Source organism: Tsuneonella sediminis (assembly GCF_051912845.1).
GTDB lineage: Bacteria > Pseudomonadota > Alphaproteobacteria > Sphingomonadales > Sphingomonadaceae > Tsuneonella > Tsuneonella sediminis.
In genome coordinates this window covers 1,437,889-1,458,133 of sequence record NZ_JBNCBU010000001.1, presented here as the reverse complement: position 1 = coordinate 1,458,133, position 20,245 = coordinate 1,437,889, and the positions used below count along the sequence as shown (strand labels likewise).

Genomic DNA, 20,245 nt, shown 5'->3' with positions numbered 1-20,245 from the left:
TGGGTTGGGTGAATCTGTCCGGGTCCGAGCCGACTTCGCATGTCCCGGGCTCGGCACTTCCCCCCTGCCGTGCACTCGCGACTTTTCCTAGCGCACCCCGGCGAGCTTCGTGGCCCTGCGCCGCTGAACGCTCGAGCCTATGCCCATCGCCTCGCGGTACTTAGCGACGGTGCGGCGGGCGAGGTCGAAACCCTTGCCCTTCAACAGGTCGACCAGGGTGTCGTCGCTGAGAATCGCCTTGGGATCCTCCGCCTCGATCAGCTGGCGGATCGCGGACTTGACCGCTTCGGCGCTGGCGCCCTCGCCGTCGGCCGAGGCTACCCCGCTGGTGAAGAAGTATTTCAGTTCGAACGTTCCCCGCGGGCACGCGAGGTACTTGTTGCTGGTCACCCGACTGACCGTGCTCTCGTGCAGTTCTATTTCCTCCGCGACGGCGCGAAGGGTCAGTGGCTTGAGTTCGCTCACGCCCTTGCGGAAGAAGCCGTCTTGCCGCTTCACAATCTCCGCCGCGACCCGCAGGATCGTACGCGCTCGCTGGTCGAGCGCCTTCAATAGCCAGTTCGCCTCGACCAGCTGGTCGCGCAGCCAGGCGTTCGCCGCCTTGTCGCCCCCCGCCCCGTCGCGCAGCTGCGCGTAGTAGGTGCGGTTGACGATCAGCCGCGGCAGGGTCGCCTCGTTGAGCGTGATGTCCCACCCCTTGCCCACAGGCTTCAGCAGGATGTCCGGCACCACAGCGGTCTCGCCGCCGCCGCCGAATCGCAATCCGGGCTTTGGATCGTAACCGCGCAGTTCGGCAAGCATGTCGGCGAAGTCCTCGTCGTCGACCTCGCACAGGCGCTTGAGCCGGGTGACATCGCCGCGCGCGACCAGTTCGAGGTTGTCGATGAGCCGGGCCATGCAGGGATCGTAGCGGTCGGCTTCCTTCGCCTGGAGCGCGAGGCATTCGGAAAGATCGCGCGCGCCGACACCGGTGGGGTCGAGCGTCTGGACGATCCCGAGCGCACGCTCGACCTCGGCCACGGGTACCGCCAGCGCGGCAGCGACTTCGCCGGCCGGGAGCGTCAGATACCCCGCCTCGTCGAGCTGGTCGATCAGCGCGCGGGCGATGAACTCCTCGCGCCCGTCGCGCGCCGCCGCCCCGATCTGCGCATGGAGGTGCTCTGCCAGCGTCGGACCGCGTCGGTCTTCCCGCTCGTTAATCGATGGCCCCTCGTCGCCACCCGGCGATGCAGGAGCCGCGCTCCAGTCGGCGTCTCCGGTGTCCCGGTCGCGGTCGAGCGCGGCGGGGTCGAGGTCAAGCGCCGCCTCTCCGTCGCCCGCCGAGTCGGCACCGGCCTCCGATGGCATAGTCTCGAGCGGGGTATCGGCTGCCTCTTCGCGCCGCAGATCGCCTGTTTCGAGCAACGGGTTGGCCTCGAGCGCTTCGCCGATGAAGGCCTCGAGTTCCAGGTTCGACAGCGCGAGCAGGCGGATTGCCTGCTGCAGCTGCGGGGTCATGACCAGTGATTGCGACTGCCTGAGATCGAGACGGGGACCCAGTGCCATCGGTCAGATCACAGCGTGAAGTTCTCGCCGAGATAAAGCCGCCGCACGTTCTCGTCGGCGACGAGATCCTCGGGCGTGCCCGCGAACAGGACCTGGCCGCCGTAGATGATGCAGGCGCGGTCGACGATCTCGAGCGTCTCGCGCACGTTGTGGTCGGTGATCAGAACTCCGATGCCGCGGGTCTTGAGGTCCTTCACCAGGTCGCGGATGTCGCTGATCGACAGGGGATCGATGCCCGCGAACGGTTCGTCGAGCAGCATGATCGAAGGCTTCGCCGCCAGCGCGCGGGCGATCTCGCAGCGTCGCCGCTCGCCGCCCGACAGCGCCATCGCCGGGCTTTCGCGCAGCCGCGTCAGGCCGAATTCGTCGAGCAACCGGTCGAGTTCGGCCTCGCGCGTCTCCTTGTCGGGCTCGACCAGCTCGAGCACGCAAGCGATGTTCTGTTCCACCGTCATGCCGCGAAAGATGCTCGTTTCCTGCGGCAGATAGCCGAGGCCGAGAACCGCGCGGCGGTACATCGGCAGCTTGGTGACATCTTCGCCGTCCATCAGGATGCGGCCCGAATCCGGCCGGACCAGGCCCATGATCGAATAGAAGCAGGTGGTCTTGCCGGCTCCGTTCGGACCCAAGAGGCCCAGGACCTCGCCCTTGCCCACGGTGAGCGAGATATCGGTGAGGACCGATCGCTTGTCGTAACTCTTGGCGATCGAGATTACCTCGAGCCCTCCGTTGGGAAGCGGCGCGTTGGCGTCAGCGGCAGGGGCCGGCTTGTGCGTCGTGTCGGGGTCGAGCATGCTCATCGCGACCAGCGTGTAGCATCCCACGCCCGACTGAAAAGCCCCCCCCGCGCGCAGTTGGCAGGGTTCGTGCATGGTTCGGGACGAACTGGCGCGACGGGGGACGACAGCACGGGAGATTGCCGCCCCTTGCCGCGGCTCCGGCAATCTGGAATACTTCGCGGCGGAGAGAGGACCTGGGAGAAACGGCTCATGGCCAAGGCGGTCGATCGCACCCGTGACGCGCACCCGCGCAAGCTCGACTGGCGCAAGCGGATGAGCGACAACATCGCCTATGCCCTGCTGGTTTATACCGGCCTGCAGATTTTCGTCACCGTCCATGCGCTGAAGGCGGGCTCTGCCTCGCTCCTTCCCTATCTTGCCCTCGTCGTTCTGGTCGCCGCGATCATCCCGGCGTGCCGGATGTTCGAAGGGCGATGGATGAAGATTTCCGACGAAGCGGCGGCCGATCCCGCGCTCAGATCGGCGTACCGCCGCGATCAGGCCTACCTCTGGGCGCTTGCGATCGGGTTGCCCTTTGCATTGACGGCCCTGTTCAGGCTGATCGCGGCGACGGTCTGACCGGCTTGCAGTTCGACGCGTGCTTGCCGCGCGCCGCCTCGCCCCCTAGCGGCGATCCATGAATTACAGCGCGTTGCTCGATGCCGCCGAGGCGCTTGTCGCTGCTGCCCGCCGTCATGGCGCCGATGCGGCAGACGCGGTCGGGCGCGCCAGCGTGTCCCGGGGAGTCGCCGTTCGTTTGGGCGCGCTCGAGGACGTCGACGCGTCCGAGGGGCGCGAGGTCGGACTGCGCGCCTTCGTGGGCCGCCGGTCCGCCAGCGTGTCGAGCGCCGACCTGTCGGCTGCGGGAATCGAGGAACTGGCTGAGCGGGCCGTTGCAATGGCCCGGCTGGCGCCCGAAGATCCCTATGCGGGAATCGCACCCGCCGAAGCTCTCGCGTCGGGCTCATTCCCGGATCTAGCGATAGCGGACAGTGCGGAGCCGACCCCGGAAGATCTGCGTGCGAAGGCCCTGGAAGTCGAGGATGCCGCGCGCACGGTACACGGCGTGACCAACAGCGAAGGGGGGTCCGCAAGCGCGACCCGCGCCCACGCTGCGCTGGTGACCAGCGCCGGTTTCGCGGGCCACTACGGCGGCACGGCCTTCAGCCTGTCCGCAAGCGTGATCGCTGGCGAAGGCGAAGGGATGCAGCGCGATTACGCGATGCGCAGCGCGCGCCACGCGGCCGACCTCCCGAAAGCGGCCGACGTCGGCAGGCTGGCGGGGGAGCGCGCCGTTGCGCGGCTAACGCCGGCATCGGTGCGTAGCGGCGCCGTTCCGGTGGTCTTCGACCGGCGCGTGTCGGCTTCGCTCGTCGGTCACCTCATCGGCGCGATCGGTGCCCCCTCGATCGCACGCAAGGCGAGCTTTCTTGCCGGACGGGAGCACGAAGTGCTGTTCGCCCCGGGCATCCGCATCGTCGAAGACCCGCTCAAGGCCCGCGGGCTGCGCTCGCGTCCGTTCGATGGCGAAGGGATCGCCTGTATGCCGCGCACTCTCGTAGAGGAAGGCCGGGTCACCGGGTGGCTGACCAATGTCGCGTCCGCGGCCCAGCTCGGACTGCCGCTGACCGGCCACGCGTCCCGGGGGGGCAGCGGGGCGCCGGGCGTGGGAACCTCGAACGTCGACCTGCACGCAGGAGAGGAGACGCTGAGCGAGCTGATCGCTGACATCGCCGACGGCGTCCTCGTGGACTACCTGATCGGGCAGGGGGTCAATCCGGTGACCGGCGACTACAGCCGCGGCGCGGCAGGCCGGCGCATCGTCAACGGGCGGATCGAGGGACCGGTGGCAGGCTTCACGATCGCCGGTAATCTGCTGGCGATGTTCGCCGGCATGCGGGTAGCGAACGATGCGGAGTCATGGCGGGCGATCAACGCCCCGAGCCTGAGGGTCGACGGCATGACGGTGGCCGGCGGGTGAGGGCGGCGGTTGCGTCCTTGCTGGTCCTGTTCGCCTGCATCGCGGGCCCGGTCGCCGGAGCGCTTCCGGCATTCGGCACGGACCCCACTGGCAGCCCGGCCGCCACGCCGAGCCCAACGATCGAAGCGACCTCCGAGGCGGGTTCCGACGACCGCATCGCCCGGCGTCTTGCAGGCATATTTGGCGAACTGCCGGCTTTCTCCGAGGTCGATGTCGCGGTGCGTGAGGGCGTGGTGACGCTGTCGGGCACCGTCCCCGAAGACAGCGACATCAGCCGTGCGGAAGCGATCGCGGGGCGGATTTCGGGAGTGGCGACGATCGAGAACCGGCTCAAGCGCGACGTCTCGCTGGATACCGGGGCGGCCGTCGGCAGCCTGGCCGACAGGATCGCGGGTTTCACCCGGATGTTGCCCCTGATCGGCCTCGCCCTCGGAGTCTGGCTGGCGATCTCTCTTGCCGGCTACCTTCTCGCCGGAGTGGGCGCACTCTGGCACCGGATCGCACCGAACTCGTTCCTCGCCGAACTGATTGCCAGCGCGATCCGATTTGCGTTCGTCGTGGGAGGGCTGGTGGTCGCACTCGACATCATCGGGGCGACCGCGCTCCTGGGCGCGGTGCTGGGCGGGGCGGGCCTGGTCGGGATCGCGCTGGGGTTCGCGATGCGCGACACGATCGAAAACTACGTCGCGTCGCTGATGCTTTCGCTGCGCCAGCCTTTCCGGGCGAACGACCACGTGGTGATCGACGGGTCCGAGGGCAGGGTGATCCGCCTCACCAGCCGTGCCACCGTGCTGATGACGCTCGACGGCAACCACCTGCGCATTCCTAACGCCAACGTCTTCAAGGCGACCATCCTCAATTATACCCGCAATCCGAAGCGGAGGTTCGATTTCGTTCTCGGGATCGATGCCGACGACGATCCCGATGCCGCCCGCGGGCTGGGCCGGGAGACGCTTGCCGGATTGCCGTTCGTCCTGTCGGACCCCGCGCCGGAAGCGCGCACCGAGGAGGTGGGCGATTCGAACATCGTTATCCGGTTTCTCGGCTGGATCGACCAGACCGAGGCCGACTGGTACAAGGCCCGCAGCCGCGCGATCGCGGCAGTCAAGGCCGCGCTCGAGGAAGGGGGATTCGCCCTGCCCGAACCGATATACCGCCTGCGCTTCGACGCGCGGACGGACCCGTTGCCGTTCTCCGAGATCGCTTGGGGCGATACGCCGCACGGACAAAGGCCCGACACGCGGGCGCCCGCCCCGGCCTCTTCCACCGCCGCCGACGAGGACGTGACCCCTACGGAGGAAGTCGCAGACATGGTCGAGGACGAGCGGCGGACGGCCGGAAGCGAACAGGAACGCGACCTGCTCGATGCGAGCAAGCCGGTCGAATAGGGTTCAGACCTTCGCGGCCTTCGCCCGCTCGATAGATTCCTCGACGATCCGGCGCGCCTCGGTGGCATCGCCCCAGGCGCCAACGCGCACCCACTTCTCGGCCTCGAGGTCCTTGTAGTGGGTGAAGAAGTGCTCGATCTGCTGGAAGATGATCGAGGGCAGGTCCTGGCGTTCGGCTACGTCGGAGTAGTACGGGAATGTCGTGTCGATCGGCACGCAGATGAGCTTTTCGTCACCGCCATGTTCGTCCTCGAGGTTGAGAACCCCGATCGGACGCGCCCGCACGACGCAGCCTGCGATGAACGGGCTGCGCGCGATCACCAGCGCGTCGAGCGGGTCGCCGTCGGGCGACAGGGTATGCGGGACGAAGCCGTAGTTCGCCGGGTAGCGCATCGGGGTGTGGAGGATACGGTCGACGAACAGCGCACCGCTGTCCTTGTCGAACTCGTACTTCACCGGCTCGCCGCCGGTCGGGACCTCGATGATGACGTTCAGGCTTTCGGGCGGATTGTCGCCCACGGGAATCTTGTCGATCTGCATGATGCGCGGCCCTTACGCGCGCTCATATTGCATCGCAACACGTATGAGGCCGATCGATTCAGCGTGCCCTGCGCGGGGCGAGCAGGCGGTCGAGCGGTTGCTCCCCGGAAGACGCCGCTTCGAGCCACGGCCACCGCAGGCCGCCGTGATAGGCGATCGGGACAATCGCAAAGCTCGTTCCCCGCTTGACCAGCAGTTCGATCGGTTTCTTCGTGCCGGCAGCACCGGTGATGGCCGCCTTGAGCGTGTCGGGCGTATAGGCTTCGCCGTCTACCGCGACGATTCGCGCACCCTTCACGATGCCGGCATCGAACGCGGGACCGTCCCACAGGGCCGAGGTGACATCCCCTTCCTTGTCGAGCGCGAACCCAAGCGAATAGGTGAGGTCGAGCGATTTCGCGTGTTCCATCCGTCCCTTGTCGAACGGGTTGGGCACATCCCGCCAGACCAGACGATAGCCCGCCATCTCGATGCCCTTGAGCGGTGCCGGCTGGCCCGGCGTCAGCAGGCGCGTGGTCACGAAATCGGCCCAGTCATAGGGGTAAATCCCGTTCAGCGCCGCAACGACATCGTCGAAGGTATAAGTGATCTGGCCCCAATCTCCCTCGGACGACCCGCCGGGCGTGCCGAAGAACGACCGGGCGAAATCGTCGAGGCCCCTTGCGCCCTCGGTGCCCCTGCGGATGATCTGGTCCGCCTCGAGCCAGGTCAGCGCGCCCTCGGTATAGTAGTCCTCGCTGCGTTCGAGCGACGGATAGGGATGGGGCTTCCGCGCAGCCATGACGGGGTCGTTCGTCGTATCGCCCACATCCCGCCAGGCGCGCCCCGGCTGGCCTTCGGCATAATAGGCCGCCGAACGGGCGATCGTGCCGAGGATCGTGTCCTTGTTCTGCAGCCCCGACCGTGCGGCCAGCACCCAGCCCCAGAACTGGGTCTGGCCTTCGTAGAGCCACAGCAGCGATCCCTGCATCGGGGTGCGGTAATCGGGGGTCCACAGGTCGGCCGGCCGGCGGAACTTGCCGTTCCAGCTGTGCACGAGCTCGTGTGCGACCACGTTGTGGTCCCAGTCCATCGCGTCCCAGTTGGTGAAGGAAGTCGGCTCGTACTGGTTTTCGGACGAGCGATGATGCTCCAGACCGATGCCGCCCATCCGCTCGGTTAGCGCAAGGAGGAAATCGTAGTGATCGAAATGGCGGGCGCCGAACAATGCGTCTGCCTCGGTGACGAGATCCCTGAACTGTTGCAGGTTCTGCGGCGCGAGCGCGAGCTGGGCGGGCCTGTCGGCCACCACGTTGAGGCGAACGTTCTGGCCGATCTCCCAGCTCTTCGCGTGCGCGCCGGCAAAGATCGGCGAATCGACGAGCGTTTCGTAATCGGTCGTCGCCCAGGTCACGGCGTCACCGGTGATCTTCTTCCCGTCGAGTGCAGTATAAGCGGTCCAGCCGGCGGGAAACCTGACCGTGGGCTTCACCGCGATGCGCCGGGTGTAGTGCCCGGCGGGATAAAGGCTCATTTTCTCCCACTGGAGGTTGAGCATCTCCTGGGTCATCGTGATGCGCCCTTCGCTCGAGGCGAGAGGCGAGGTGTGGACGAAGCGCGCGACGAGGGTCTGCGTGCCGCGGGGCACCGGGACGTGAAAGGCATAGACGTCCAGCGGATCGCGCCGCCAGGCGACGGGCTTGCCGTCGGCCAGGAAGCGGATGTCGCTGATCAGTGCGATGGGTCCGCGCGGGGCGTGATTGCCCGGCAGCCACTCGGGATAGAGCAGCGTCACCGCCTCGGTCCCGGGGGCGAGGGGGATCGTCTGCGTGACGCGGTAGAGACCGCGGCGGGTATCGCTCGCGTCGATCGAAAGGTCGATCGTCCCGCCCGGCCAGGCGGTGTCCGCGGGCATCGGCGTTCGATCCTCTACCGCGGCCGCGACCGGCGCCGACCTGTCTTGCGGGGAACCCTGCGAAAGGACGGGAGCGGAAAAGGCGAGAAGGGCGAGCGGGGCGACCGCGAGGGCGAATTTCATGCCGCGCCCATGCGTGAACGGCCCATCCGTGGCAAGCCACGGCTCGACGAGCGGCTTTCATGGGACCGACGAACGCGCTAACGGCGCGGGCGATGAGCAACCCAGCCGGCAAGACCCCGCAAGCAATCCGCGGAACGCAGGACATATTCGGCGCCGAGGCCGAGGCCTTCGCGTACGTGGTCGAGACCTTCGAACGCGTTCGCAAGCTGTACCGCTTCCGCCGGGTGGAGATGCCCGTATTCGAACGGACAGAGGTGTTCGCGCGCTCGATCGGCGAGACGACGGACATCGTCTCGAAGGAGATGTATTCGTTCGAGGACCGCGGCGGTGAAAGCCTGACCCTTCGCCCCGAGTTCACGGCGGGCATCGCCCGCGCATTCATCACCGATGGCTGGCAGCAGCACGCGCCCTTGAAGGTCGCGACGCACGGGCCCCTCTTCCGCTATGAGCGCCCGCAGAAGGGCCGCTACCGCCAGTTCCACCAATTGGACGCCGAGATCATCGGCGCGGGCGAGCCACAGGCCGACGTCGAGCTGCTGGCGATGGCCGACCAGCTTTTGAAGGAGCTTGGCATTTCAGACGGCGTGACGCTGCGCCTCAACACGCTCGGCGACGGCGACAGCCGCGAGGCGTGGCGGGCCGCGCTGGTCGAGCACTTCCGCGCCGTGAAGGGCGAACTCAGCGAGGATTCGCAGGAGCGGCTCGAGAAGAACCCGTTGCGAATCCTCGACAGCAAGGATCCGCGCGACAGGGCGTTCGTGGCCGATGCGCCGAAGATCGACGACTACCTGTACGAAGAGGCGCAGGATTTCTTCGCCAGGGTGACGGCGGGCCTCGATGCCGCAGGGGTGGCATGGGAGCGCGACCCGGCACTGGTGCGGGGCCTCGACTACTACCGTCACACTGCGTTCGAGTTCGTTACCGACCGCCTCGGCGCGCAGGGCACCGTGCTTGGCGGGGGGCGCTACGACGGCCTGATGGAAAGCCTCGGCGGCGCGCCCACCCCCGCGGTCGGCTGGGCGGCTGGAATCGAGCGGTTGGCGATGCTGGTCGGGGAACGACCCGGCGAGCAGCTGGAAGCCATGATTTTGCTCGAGGACGATGCTGGCCTGCCTGCGGCGAATGCCTTGCTGGCGGATCTGCGGACGGCGGGATTCGTTTCCGACATGATCGCGTCCGGCTCACCAAAGAAGCGCTACGACAAGGCAGTGAAGCAAGGGCCGCGCGCCATTCTGAGAGTGGGGGCGGATGGCTATTACGGAATGTCGCAAGAGGAGGACGATTCCCGCCTGAACGCATTCCTGAGGTCGCGAGTTTGACCATCCCCGCCGAACGGCTCGACCAGATCGCGCATCGCTTCGCCGAGCTCGAGGCGCGTCTCGCCTCGGGCACGCTGGAGGGCGAGGCGTTCGTCGCCGCGAGCCGCGATTATGCCGAGCTTGAACCCATCGTGCGGCTGGCAGAACGGGTCCGTACGATGCGCGGCGAGCTGGCAGAGCTTGAAACGCTGGACGATGCCGATCCCGACATGAAGGCACTCGCCGAAGAAGAGATCATGCGGCTGCGCAACGAACTGCCGGTTGCCGAGCGCCAACTCGCCATCGCGATGCTGCCGCGAGACAGCGCCGATGCGCGCCCGGCGATGCTCGAAATCCGCGCCGGCACGGGCGGCGACGAGGCGGCGTTGTTCGCTGCCGACCTCTACCGGATGTACGAGCGCTTCGCGGCGGAGCAGGGCTGGCGGGTCGAGCCGGTGAGCATGAACGCGAGCGACATCGGGGGTTTCAAGGAAATCGTCGCCAACGTCGCCGGTTCGGGCGTGTTCGCCAAATTGAAGTTCGAAAGCGGTGTCCACCGTGTCCAGCGCGTGCCGGTGACCGAGAGCGGCGGGCGCATCCATACTTCCGCCGCCACCGTCGCCGTCTTGCCCGAGCCCGACGAGGTCGACGTCCAGATCGAGGACAGGGACCTCAAGATCGACGTCTATCGCGCCAGCGGGGCGGGCGGGCAGCACGTCAACACGACCGACAGCGCGGTGCGCATCACCCACCTGCCGACGAACACGATCGTGACCTGCCAGGACGCGCGCAGCCAGCACAAGAACAAGGAAAAGGCGATGCAGGTCCTGCGTGCACGCCTTTACGAGGCGCAGCGGGAGGCGACCCAGGGTGCCGAGGCCGAGGCGCGCAGGGCCATGGTAGGATCGGGCGACCGGTCGGAACGCATCCGCACCTACAACTTTCCGCAAGGCCGCGTGACCGATCACCGTATCGGCCTGACGCTGCACAAGCTCGATGAAGTGCTCGCAGGGCCCGGCCTTGCCGAACTTGTCGACGCCTTGACCGCCGAGGACGAGGCCAAGCGGCTCGCCGCCCTCGGTGAGTGAACCGACCCCCATGAGCGTCCGGCGCGCGATTGCGGATGCGACCGAGGCGCTGGCGGCGACCAGCGATACCCCGAGGCTCGATGCAGAGCTGCTGATGGCCGGGCTGCTCGGGGTCGGTCGCAGCGAGATGCTGTTGCGGCGGATGGCCGACGAGGTCCCGTCGGGATGGGGGCACCTCGTCGACCGGCGGATGCGCCGCGAGCCGGTCGCATATATTCTCGGCGAGGCGGAGTTTCGCGGCCTGACGCTTTGCGTGTCGCCGGCGGTTCTGATCCCCCGAGGCGACAGCGAGACGATCGTGGATGCTGCAATAGAGAGCTTCGCCGGTGGACCACCGCCCGCGAAGATACTCGATCTCGGCACCGGGTCGGGCGCATTGCTGCTCGCGCTGCTCGATCACTGGAGGGGGGTGCACGGTGTCGGAATCGACGCCAGCGCGCCGGCCTGCGCGATCGCGCTCAAGAACGCCGAACGGCTGGGCCTGGCGGCTCGGTGCCGGATCGTGCAGGCAGACTGGAACCTGGATTGCTGGCACGCGGGCCTCGGCCGGTTCGACCTCGTCGTGGCGAACCCGCCGTATGTCGAAGAGGATGCGCCGCTCGAATCCGATGTGAGCGATTACGAGCCTGCCACCGCGCTGTTCGCCGGGAAGGACGGGCTGGACGATTACCGCGCGCTCATTCCGCAGTTGCCCTTGCTCCTCGAACCGGGCGGGATCGCGGTGCTCGAGATCGGTCACGCACAGACCGAGGCGGTAACGGGAATCGCCGCTGCGTCGGGGTTCGTAAGCGTGCTTCGCCGGGACCTCGCTGGCCGTCCCCGGGCGGTTATCCTCCGGCGTAACTGACTTAGGGCTTGGCAAACGGGTGCACGATGTCTAACTCGGGTGCAGACCCACCGGTCATGGCATGCGCCTCACCGGCCGGGTCTAGCTCCGACATTTGCTAGGCCGTCCGGGTGCGAAGCCCGCTGGACAGGGCAAATGGGGCACCGCGCATCCATGTCGGGTCGCGGCGATAAGGGGTCACGCGGCAGCAGATCGAACCGGGACAGTTCGGGCAGCCACTCAGAAGGAAGCGTTTTTCCTTGAATAACAATCGCAACAATCGCCGCCGCGGGCGCGGCAATCGCCAGCAGGGCGGCGGCAACCAGAATCGCATCGACAGCCGGGCGCGGGGCAACGCGCCGCAGCTGCTCGACAAGTACAAGAAGCTTGCGCAGGACGCCGCGCACAATGGCGACCGGGTGCAGGCCGAGTACTATCTCCAGTTCGCTGACCACTATTTCCGCGTCATCGCGGACAACAAGGCGCGTCAGGACGAGGCCCGCGGTGGTGGAAACCGCCGTGACGGCTCGGACGACGACGATGGCGACGAGGAAGATTTCGATACGTCGCGGCAGAACGAAGGGCGCCATGGCGGGCGCAACGACCGGCGTGACGATCGTGGCGGCGATCGCAACGATCGCCAGCGTGGCCGCAATCGCCGCGACGACACGGACGAGGGCCGTTCGCGCAACGACAGCTCCGATGCGGACGACGACGCCGACGATTTCGATTCCGGCGCCAATCCCTTCACCCGGGGTGATCGCGATCGAGGCCGCCCGCAGAAGGAACCGGCCACCGATGCCCGTCGCCCCCGTGGTCGGCGTGTTGCGAACCGCGAGGACAATGTCGCCGGCGACGCAGGTGAGATCGACGCATCGGCGCTGCCGCCGTCGATCTCCGGCAGCGACGAGCCGTCGGGGGCGGAGGAAAAGCCCAAGCGCAAGCTTCCGCCGCGCCGCCGCCGTCCCGCTGCGGACGATGCGGGCGAGGACGGCGAGAGCCTGAAGGCCGTCGGCTGACCGCGTAGGGCCGGGCAGGGGCCGTGAAAGACTGGCCAACCCGTGTGTGGGCCGCGCTCGCGGCGCATCCCCGGCTCGCCGCGATCGGCTTCGGACTGCTGGCCGCGACGGGTTTCCCGCCACTCGGGCTGTGGCCGCTCGCGCTTGCTGGCGTGGGGGGATTTGTCGGCCTGCTCGCCCAAACCCGCGGATGGAAGCAGGCCGCCGGACTGGGGTGGCTGTTCGGCGCCGCGCATTTCACTTTCGCCAACAACTGGATCGCGGCCGCCTTCACTCACCAGTCGGAGATGCCCGCTTTCCTCGGCTGGATCGCGGTCCCGCTGCTCGCCATGTATCTCGCGGTCTATCCCGCGATCGCAGCGGCGCTCGCGCGAGCGGCGGGGGGCACCGCGCCCCTGCCGCTCGGAATCGCCTTTGGCGGCGCATGGGCGGTTGCCGAGTGGCTGCGGAGCTGGGTCTTCACCGGCTATGCCTGGGATCCGCTGGGGCTGGTATTCCTGGGTCCGTTCGACCGGCCGGGCCTCGCTGCGCTGCTTCCGTGGCTGGGGACCTATGCGCTGTCGGGCCTCGTGGCGCTCGTCGCGGGCGGCCTTGCAGTGTTGGGGGCTGCTCGCGCCTGGGCCCGCATCGCGGCCGTCTTCACTCTGCTGGCGGTGGGCATGTACCTGCCGGGCCCGGCCAGCCCCGAGGGCACCCTCGAATTCACGCTGATCCAGCCGGGTTTCCGGCAAGCCGAGATCGACGATCCGACCGAGTATGAGAACCAGTTCCAGACGCTGGCCCGCCTCACCGCGCCGCGGAGGGACGGGGGTGAGCGGCTGGTGCTCTGGCCAGAATCCGGCTTGCCCGATTACCTGCGGCCCGGGTACCCGAAGCGCTATTACCTCGCGACGACCGCGGGCGGGGACCCCGATTTTGCCCGCAGTCGCATCGCCGAAACGATAGGGGAAGGCAGCGTCCTGTTGACCGGCGCGGTGGACCTTGAAGTCAAGGGCGGCCAGGCGGTCGGTGCATACAACGCCGTGACCGCGCTCGACGCGAACGGCGAATTCGTGGGCAGCTATCACAAGGCGCACCTCGTCCCTTACGGCGAATACCTGGCGCTGCGCTGGCTGCTCGAGCCGCTCGGCGCGACCCGGCTGGTGGCCGGCAGCATCGATTTCATCCCGGGCCCGGGACCGCGCACGGTCGATCTCGGGAACTTGGGCCGGGTGGGGATGCAGATCTGCTACGAGATTGTCTTTTCCGGCCAGGTCGTCGACCGGAGCGACCGGCCCGACTTCATCTTCAATCCGTCGAACGACGGCTGGTTCGGATCCTTCGGGCCGCCGCAGCACTTCGCGCAGGCTCGGATGCGGGCGATCGAGGAAGGGCTGCCGGTCCTTCGCGCCACGGTGAACGGGATCAGCGGCGTGATCGATGCGCGCGGCGTGGTGCGTGCCCACCTGCCGACAAGCTTTACCGGCGGCCGGATCGACGGCCGCGTGCCGCCGCCGCTGGCTCCGACCTGGTTTGCGCAGGCCGGCAATCTCCTGCCGCTTGGCTGGGCCGCATTGCTGATTTCGCTTTCGTTGCTTGTCAGGCGGCGGAGGGGTCGCTAGTCCGCGTCCGCATCCAGACATAAAGCTTTCCTTATATGGGGTCCCGACACACCATGCGTTCCGACTTCCTCTTCACGTCTGAATCGGTTTCCGAGGGCCACCCCGACAAGGTTTCCGACCAGATTTCCGATGCCATCGTCGACCTCTTCCTGACGAAGGACCCGCAGGCCCGGGTCGCCTGCGAGACGCTGACGACTACGCAGAAGGTCATCCTCGCGGGCGAGATTCGCGGCGAAGGGATCATGGACAAGGATGGCAACTGGGCACCGGGCGTCGAGAACGAAATCGAGGACACGGTGCGCGCGGTCGTCCGCGATATCGGTTACGAGCAGTCCGGTTTCCACTGGAAGACGCTCCACTTCTCGAACAACCTCCACCCCCAGTCCGCGCATATCGCGCAGGGAGTCGACGCAGCCGACAGCAAGGACGAGGGCGCGGGTGACCAGGGAATCATGTTCGGTTTCGCCTGCGACGAGACGCCCGACCTGATGCCGGCGACGCTCGACTACAGTCACAAGATCCTTGAGCGCATGGCCCGGGATCGCAAGAACGGAACCGCGTCATTTCTCGAGCCGGACGCCAAGAGCCAGGTCACGCTGCGATTTGCCGGCGGCAAGCCCGTCGCGGCGACCGCGATCGTCGTCTCGACCCAGCACAAGCGGGGATACTGCCTCAAGGGCGAGCATGCGGATCCGAAGCTCTATGCCGAGCTCGACAATTACGTGCGCGGCGTGGTCGCCGACGTGCTCCCGCGCGAATTGCTGACGAACGAGACCGTCTATCACATCAACCCGACCGGCTCGTTCGAGATCGGCGGCCCGGATGGTGATGCCGGCCTGACGGGGCGCAAGATCATCGTCGACACCTATGGCGGGGCGGCTCCTCACGGCGGCGGCGCCTTCAGCGGCAAGGACCCGACGAAGGTCGACCGCTCGGCGGCCTACGTCACGCGCTATCTTGCCAAGAACGTGGTGGCGGCGGGCCTTGCCAGCCGCTGCACGATCCAGGTCGCGTACGCGATCGGCGTGTCGCAGCCGCTGTCGCTCTACGTCGATACCCACGGCACCGGCACCGTCGCGGACGAGAAGCTGGAGGAGGCGATCACCCAGGTCGCGGGCGAGAGGCTGGGCGGCCTGACCCCGCGCGGCATCCGCGAGGGACTCGGCCTCAACAAGCCAATCTATCGCAAGACCGCGGCCTATGGCCATTTTGGCCGGCAGGCATCGGGCGATAACTTCCCGTGGGAGAAGACCGACCTCGTCGACGCGCTCAAGGCAGCGCTCGGCTAGTCAGATCCTCCCTTCGCGCACGCGGGCCATGTCCGCGGCCACCGTGCGCGCGGCTAGGAAATAGTGCGCGGCCGCCCATAAGGACAGCAGCGCAGCGCCCGCCATCGCGTGGCCGAGAGCGAGATGCGAAGGGAGGCCTGCGGCGGCGAGCCGGTCGCTCAGCGTGCCGATGACGACAGGCCCCATGCCGCCGATCAGGCCGCCGAAGATGTTGGTGAACGCGTTCGCGGTTGCCCGCATCCGCGGGTGCATCATGTTCTGCAAAGTGCCGACCGTCACGCCCAGAAAGCTGAACTGCAGCACCGCAGCCAGCATCGTGAAGACGACGAACGGCGCAAGGTCGCCGCGCGTGAAGGCGATCAGGTAGAGCGGGGCGGCCACGAGGAGGCTCACCGCCGGCACGAGCGCGTACGACGCCGGAAAACGCGGCGCGAGCCGGTCGGCGATGATCCCGCCCGCGATCGTCGAGATCGCGGCCGGTATGCTCGAGATCAGCGCCGTGGTCAGCCCCGCCTCGCCGACCGGCAGTCCAAACCGGCGGGTCAGCAGCGCCGAAAGGAATGCGATCAGCCCCAACCCGATCATCGACCCAAGGGCCGACCCGATCACCAGGTGGCGCGCGCTCGGCAGTTCGATAAAGCGCCTGACGACGGCTCCGATCGGGGGGACCGAACCGTCCGTCGCGGCATCGTGACCGCCGCGCACGGGCTCCTTGAGGAAGAGCCAGATCACCCCCGCGATCAGGATCCCCGGAACGCCTGTGACTATGAACGCCCAGCGCCAGCCCCAGATCTGCGCGATGAAGCCGCCTCCGGCCAGTCCAACGAAGGCGCCGAGCGGCGCTGCCAGCAGCAGCACTGACATCGCCGTCGCGCGCCGATTGGGCGGGAAGTAGTCGGCGACGAGCGACTGGTTGGCCGGAAGCCCGACCGCCTCGCCTACGCCCACCGCGATCCGGGCGGCGAGGAGCTGGTACCATCCCTGGACGAAACCGCATGCAGTCGCCGCGATCGACCACATCAAGGTGCCCACCGCAGTGAACGTCAGCCGCCGGCGGCTTTCGGCATAGCGGGCGATGACCACGCCAAGAGCAATGTTGAGAGCGGAATAGGCAAAGCCGAGAAGCCCGATCTGCTGGTCCGACAGGCCGAATTCGGCCTTGAGCGGTTCGACCAGGGCGTTGACGACGATCCGGTCGACGAAGCCTATCAGCCCGACGAGCGTGATGAGGAACAGCGCGAACCGCGGGGACGAACGGCGCCAGCGTTTCATCGGGTCAGCCGAGCGAACCGGAGAGCCGCTCGACAGCCTCGATGTATTCCTCGCGGAAGGCCTGGACCACCGCGCGGGCCGGCCGGATTTCTTCCACCAGTCCGACGCCCTGTCCCACGAAATAGGTCACCAGTTCGCGCGCGCGCTCGTTGCCTGTTTCGGCGGCGCGCTCGACCCGTGCGAGCGCGGGCTCGGAGATCATGCCCATCAGCGGCATGGGCAAGGCTCCCGGGCCGTGCTCGTCATCCCAGGCTTCATGCCACGCAGTCTTCAGCTGGCGCGCCGGCTTCCCGGTGCGGCTGCGCGAGCGGACCGTGTCGCGACTGCGCGCCGCGACCATCTTCTGCCGGAAGGCCTCGCTCGCCTCGCTCTCCGGGGTCGCCAACCAGACGCTGCCGGTCCATGCGCCGTCCGCCCCTGCCGCCATCATCGCAGCCATCTGGCCGCCGGTCATGATACCCCCGGCCGCCAGTACCGGTGTGTCGTGGCCGCAATTTCGAAGTGCGCGCACCACCTCGGGGATCAGCACGAGGGTCGATACCTCGCCGCAGTGCCCTCCGGCCTCGCCTCCCTGCGCGACGATGATGTCCACGCCCGCCTGCGCCTGCCGCAATGCGTGTTCCTTCGCACCGACAAGGGCGGCGACCGCGACCCCGCGGCGCTTGCCCTCGGCGATCATCTCGGGCGGCGCGATGCCCAGCGCGTTGGCGATCAGGCGGATCGGGTGGCGAAATGCCACCTCCATCAGGGCCATCCCGTTTTCGGGCGTGATGCCCATCCGTTCGCGCAGAGGGGCGACGGTTCGGCCCGTCTCGACGCCATGCCGGGCAAGCAGGTCGGCGGCGAACTCGGCGTACTTCGGATCGATCGCGGCAGCCCGCGTGGCGTTGTCCTTTAGGCCTGCGACCCTGGGATCGATGGTCTCGGGGACGATCACGTCGACCCCGTAGGGCGCCCCGTCGACGTGAGCATCGATCCAAGCGAGCTCTTCTTCGAGCTGCTCGGGGCTGAACCGGGTCGCGCCCAGCACGCCGAAGCCGCCCGCCTTGCTCACCGCGGCGACGACGTCGCGGCAATGGCTGAATGCGAACAGCGGAAACTCCGCGCCGGTAAGCGCGCAGGCGCGATTATCCATTACCTCTCCCGCGGGGACATCGATGCCCGTGACACGCGCAACACTGTGCTACGATTGACCCCGGGCGGGCAAGCGGTTCCTCGCGCCGGTGGGATCAGCTTTCGTAATGCGCCGTCGTCTTCGCCGCGACTTCCTCGGCGGTGACGCCGGGAGCGAGTTCGACCAGCCGGAAGGGGCTTCCGTGATCCGGGCGCTGGAACACGCAGAGATCGGTCACGATCATGTCGATCACGTTCCGGCCGGTCAGCGGCAGGGTACATTCGGGAATGAACTTGGGACTGCCATCCTTGGCGGTGTGCTCCATCACCACGATGATCTTCTTGACCCCGGCGACCAGGTCCATCGCCCCGCCCATGCCCTTGATCATCTTGCCGGGGATCATCCAGTTAGCGATATCGCCGCCTTCGGACACCTCCATCGCGCCGAGCACGGTCAGATCGATGTGCCCGCCCCGGATCATGGCGAAGCTGGCCGCGCTGTCGAAATAGGCGCTGTGCGGCAGTTCGCTGATCGTCTGCTTGCCGGCGTTGATAAGGTCGGCATCGACCTCGTCGTCGTAGGGAAACGGGCCGATCCCCAGCATGCCGTTCTCGCTCTGCAGCGTGACGTGCATTCCGTCCGGAATGTGGTTCGCCACCAGCGTCGGGATGCCTATGCCGAGATTGACGTAGTAGCCGTCCTTCAGTTCGCGGGCGGCGCGGGCGGCCATGTCGTCGCGGGTCCAGGGCATCTGTGTTCAATCCTCAATTGGTTGCGAGTGGGGGCGGGGCCATGAACCATCCGGCCCCGATCAGTTTGTCGAGCGGCAGGGCGAGCGCCGGGTCGCGCAGATAGGCGAAAAGCTCGTCGAAGTCCGCCTTCTCGTCGCCCGCAATTGCCAGGACGCAATGGCTCTTCGCGAAGTCATCGCGGCGGGTCTGCTTTCGCTCCTCGGGGAAGCGCAACAGGACGAGCTCGTCGCGGCCGTCCGGATCGAGACCGCTCTGGCGCAAGGCTGCGCGCACCATGCCGGCCCGGTCTGCCGTGTGGCCGGACACCCAGCCGATAATCACGCCCATGTCACGCAGGGCGGCGAGGCGGCGCGCGAGATCGGGTTCCGCGGGCTTTCTTGCCCCCGGATCGAAGGCGGACTGGCCCGGGTCGAGATCGATGAGCACGCTCGCGGGCTGCACTGAACATTCCCGGGTGTTCGGGACCATGACGGTCGGATCCGCGAGCATGGCAGAATGGCGCTGTGTCCCGATGACCGGTTGCGCGGCGTGCATGGCGGCATAATCCGCGAAGGCCGTGTACCCCTTCGTGCGCCCGTCGGGGGAGATTGCGGAGCGAGGTCCGCCGCTCGTGGGCACGGGCAATTCGGTCAGAGCGGTGAGGCGATAGCCGGTTTCGGTGCCCTGGCTTGCGACCGGGCGCGACGAAGCGACCGGGGAGCCCTCATCTGCGGCCATTCCGGTCTGCGCGGCCGGGGATACCGGCACGCCGTCGGTCCTGGCCTTCATCACTCCCCCCGCGGCGAGAACTGGCAGCGCCGCCGCCGCGACGCAGCCCGAGAGCGCCGGCGCGGCAGCGAGCGCGAACAATGCCGCGCCGGCCCTCCGGGTTCGGCCCGAGCGGGCCATGGGCCTCACGCCGCCTCGCGCTCGCGCACGGTGCGGAACTCGATCTTCTTGTCGTAAGGCGCCCCGACGATCATCCGCTGGACGTAGACCCCGGGCAAGTGGATGCAGTCAGGGTCGAGGCTGCCGACCGGAACCACTTCCTCCACTTCGACCACGCAAACCTTGCCGCAGGTCGCAGCGGGCAGGTTGAAGTTGCGTGCGGTCTTGCGGAACACGAGATTGCCGGTCTCGTCGGCCTTCCATGCCTTCACGATCGCCAGATCGGCGAAGATTCCGCGCTCGAGGATGTACCCCTCGGGCCCGTTGGGGCCTCCGAAGACCTTCGTCTCCTTGCCCTCGGCGACCTTCGTGCCCACGCCCGTCTTGGTGTAGAAGCCCGGAATGCCGGCGCCGCCTGCGCGCATGCGCTCTGCCAGGGTTCCCTGGGGGCAGAATTCGACTTCGAGTTCGCCCGAAAGGAATTGCCGCTCGAATTCCTTGTTCTCTCCGACGTAGGACGAGATCATCTTCTTCACCTGCTTGGTGCGCAGAAGCTTTCCGATACCCTCGTTGTCGATACCCGCGTTGTTGCTGGCAAACGTGAGGCCAGTGACCCCGCTGTCGCGGATGGCGTCGAGCAGCCGCTCGGGAATGCCGCAGAGACCGAAGCCTCCGCTGGCGATCAGCATGTCGTTCCTGAGAATGCCGTCAAGCGCGGCGGCGGCGTCCGGGTAGAGTTTGTTCATCGCGGACGGCTTAGCCCGCGAAACTCCCTCTGTCACGAGGCTGGACGAACGCGATCCGGCTGATTGGGTTGAGGAAATTGCAACTTCCCATGTTTTTTTCGCACTTGCACAATGTGCCGCAGT

Annotated in this window: 18 protein-coding genes; 9 read left to right on the top strand and 9 right to left on the bottom strand. The window is 67.4% G+C overall.

From position 1 onward, the window contains the following. Positions 1 to 87: 87 nt before the first annotated feature. Positions 88 to 1,545, bottom strand: a complete 1,458-nt coding sequence (rpoN, locus tag ACPV3N_RS07365) for an RNA polymerase factor sigma-54 (protein ID WP_440116193.1) — start codon at positions 1,543 to 1,545, stop codon at positions 88 to 90. An 8-nt stretch (positions 1,546 to 1,553) separates the two neighbouring features. Continuing rightward, positions 1,554 to 2,339, bottom strand: coding sequence for an LPS export ABC transporter ATP-binding protein (gene lptB / locus ACPV3N_RS07360; protein ID WP_440117474.1), 786 nt, complete (start codon positions 2,337 to 2,339; stop codon positions 1,554 to 1,556). Between the two features lie 195 nt (positions 2,340 to 2,534). On the opposite strand from lptB, the gene ACPV3N_RS07355 reads away from it, so the two are divergent. The 3 genes from ACPV3N_RS07355 to ACPV3N_RS07345 are packed head-to-tail and all read left to right on the top strand — an operon-like array spanning position 2,535 to position 5,693. Then, a complete protein-coding gene (locus tag ACPV3N_RS07355; RefSeq protein ID WP_440116191.1) occupies positions 2,535 to 2,903 on the top strand; it encodes a hypothetical protein in 369 nt (122 codons plus the stop codon). Positions 2,904 to 2,961: 58 nt separating this feature from the next. Beyond that, positions 2,962 to 4,305: a TldD/PmbA family protein gene (locus tag ACPV3N_RS07350; RefSeq protein WP_440116189.1), complete on the top strand. Its 1,344-nt coding sequence runs from the start codon at positions 2,962 to 2,964 to the stop codon at positions 4,303 to 4,305. Beyond that, a complete protein-coding gene (locus ACPV3N_RS07345) occupies positions 4,302 to 5,693 on the top strand; it encodes a mechanosensitive ion channel domain-containing protein (RefSeq protein WP_440116187.1) in 1,392 nt (463 codons plus the stop codon). The genes ACPV3N_RS07350 and ACPV3N_RS07345 overlap by 4 nt, the downstream gene beginning before the upstream one ends. Before the next feature lie 3 nt (positions 5,694 to 5,696). Here the strand turns inward: ACPV3N_RS07345 and ppa are convergent, their stop codons facing one another. Both ppa and ACPV3N_RS07335 read right to left on the bottom strand, forming a co-directional pair. Further along, the gene (gene ppa, locus ACPV3N_RS07340; protein ID WP_440116185.1) at positions 5,697 to 6,233 is read right to left on the bottom strand and encodes an inorganic diphosphatase; all 537 of its coding nucleotides are present in this window, start codon (positions 6,231 to 6,233) and stop codon (positions 5,697 to 5,699) included. 58 nt (positions 6,234 to 6,291) lie between these two features. After that, a complete protein-coding gene (locus ACPV3N_RS07335; RefSeq protein WP_440116183.1) occupies positions 6,292 to 8,250 on the bottom strand; it encodes a M61 family metallopeptidase in 1,959 nt (652 codons plus the stop codon). A gap of 92 nt (positions 8,251 to 8,342) precedes the next feature. Here ACPV3N_RS07335 and hisS point away from each other — a divergent pair, with 92 nt between their 5' ends. The 6 genes from hisS (at position 8,343) to metK (ending at position 15,371) form a co-directional block, all read left to right on the top strand. Next, positions 8,343 to 9,569 carry a histidine--tRNA ligase gene (gene hisS / locus ACPV3N_RS07330; RefSeq protein ID WP_440116181.1) on the top strand — a complete coding sequence of 409 codons (1,227 nt, stop codon included), beginning with the start codon at positions 8,343 to 8,345 and terminating at the stop codon, positions 9,567 to 9,569. Continuing rightward, positions 9,566 to 10,636, top strand: a complete 1,071-nt coding sequence (prfA, locus tag ACPV3N_RS07325; protein WP_440116179.1) for a peptide chain release factor 1 — start codon at positions 9,566 to 9,568, stop codon at positions 10,634 to 10,636. The genes hisS and prfA overlap by 4 nt, the downstream gene beginning before the upstream one ends. Before the next feature lie 10 nt (positions 10,637 to 10,646). Then, the gene (gene prmC / locus ACPV3N_RS07320; RefSeq protein WP_440116177.1) at positions 10,647 to 11,483 is read left to right on the top strand and encodes a peptide chain release factor N(5)-glutamine methyltransferase; all 837 of its coding nucleotides are present in this window, start codon (positions 10,647 to 10,649) and stop codon (positions 11,481 to 11,483) included. Positions 11,484 to 11,722: 239 nt separating this feature from the next. Continuing rightward, complete coding sequence (locus ACPV3N_RS07315) at positions 11,723 to 12,481, top strand: DUF4167 domain-containing protein (RefSeq protein ID WP_440116175.1); 759 nt, start codon at positions 11,723 to 11,725, stop codon at positions 12,479 to 12,481. A gap of 23 nt (positions 12,482 to 12,504) precedes the next feature. Continuing rightward, entirely contained in the window at positions 12,505 to 14,082 is a 1,578-nt protein-coding gene (gene lnt, locus ACPV3N_RS07310; RefSeq protein ID WP_440116173.1) for an apolipoprotein N-acyltransferase, read from the top strand. Between the two features lie 53 nt (positions 14,083 to 14,135). After that, a complete protein-coding gene (gene metK, locus ACPV3N_RS07305; protein WP_440116171.1) occupies positions 14,136 to 15,371 on the top strand; it encodes a methionine adenosyltransferase in 1,236 nt (411 codons plus the stop codon). Here the strand turns inward: metK and ACPV3N_RS07300 are convergent, their stop codons facing one another. The 5 genes from ACPV3N_RS07300 to ACPV3N_RS07280 form a co-directional block, all read right to left on the bottom strand. Continuing rightward, positions 15,372 to 16,643: a spinster family MFS transporter gene (locus ACPV3N_RS07300; RefSeq protein ID WP_440116169.1), complete on the bottom strand. Its 1,272-nt coding sequence runs from the start codon at positions 16,641 to 16,643 to the stop codon at positions 15,372 to 15,374. A gap of 4 nt (positions 16,644 to 16,647) precedes the next feature. After that, the gene (locus tag ACPV3N_RS07295) at positions 16,648 to 17,778 is read right to left on the bottom strand and encodes an NAD(P)H-dependent flavin oxidoreductase (RefSeq protein ID WP_440116167.1); all 1,131 of its coding nucleotides are present in this window, start codon (positions 17,776 to 17,778) and stop codon (positions 16,648 to 16,650) included. 94 nt (positions 17,779 to 17,872) lie between these two features. Then, positions 17,873 to 18,508, bottom strand: coding sequence for a CoA transferase subunit B (locus tag ACPV3N_RS07290; protein ID WP_440116165.1), 636 nt, complete (start codon positions 18,506 to 18,508; stop codon positions 17,873 to 17,875). Between the two features lie 13 nt (positions 18,509 to 18,521). After that, complete coding sequence (locus tag ACPV3N_RS07285; protein WP_440116163.1) at positions 18,522 to 19,397, bottom strand: hypothetical protein; 876 nt, start codon at positions 19,395 to 19,397, stop codon at positions 18,522 to 18,524. Positions 19,398 to 19,402: 5 nt separating this feature from the next. Next, positions 19,403 to 20,122 carry a CoA transferase subunit A gene (locus ACPV3N_RS07280; protein WP_440116161.1) on the bottom strand — a complete coding sequence of 240 codons (720 nt, stop codon included), beginning with the start codon at positions 20,120 to 20,122 and terminating at the stop codon, positions 19,403 to 19,405. Positions 20,123 to 20,245: the final 123 nt, after the last annotated feature.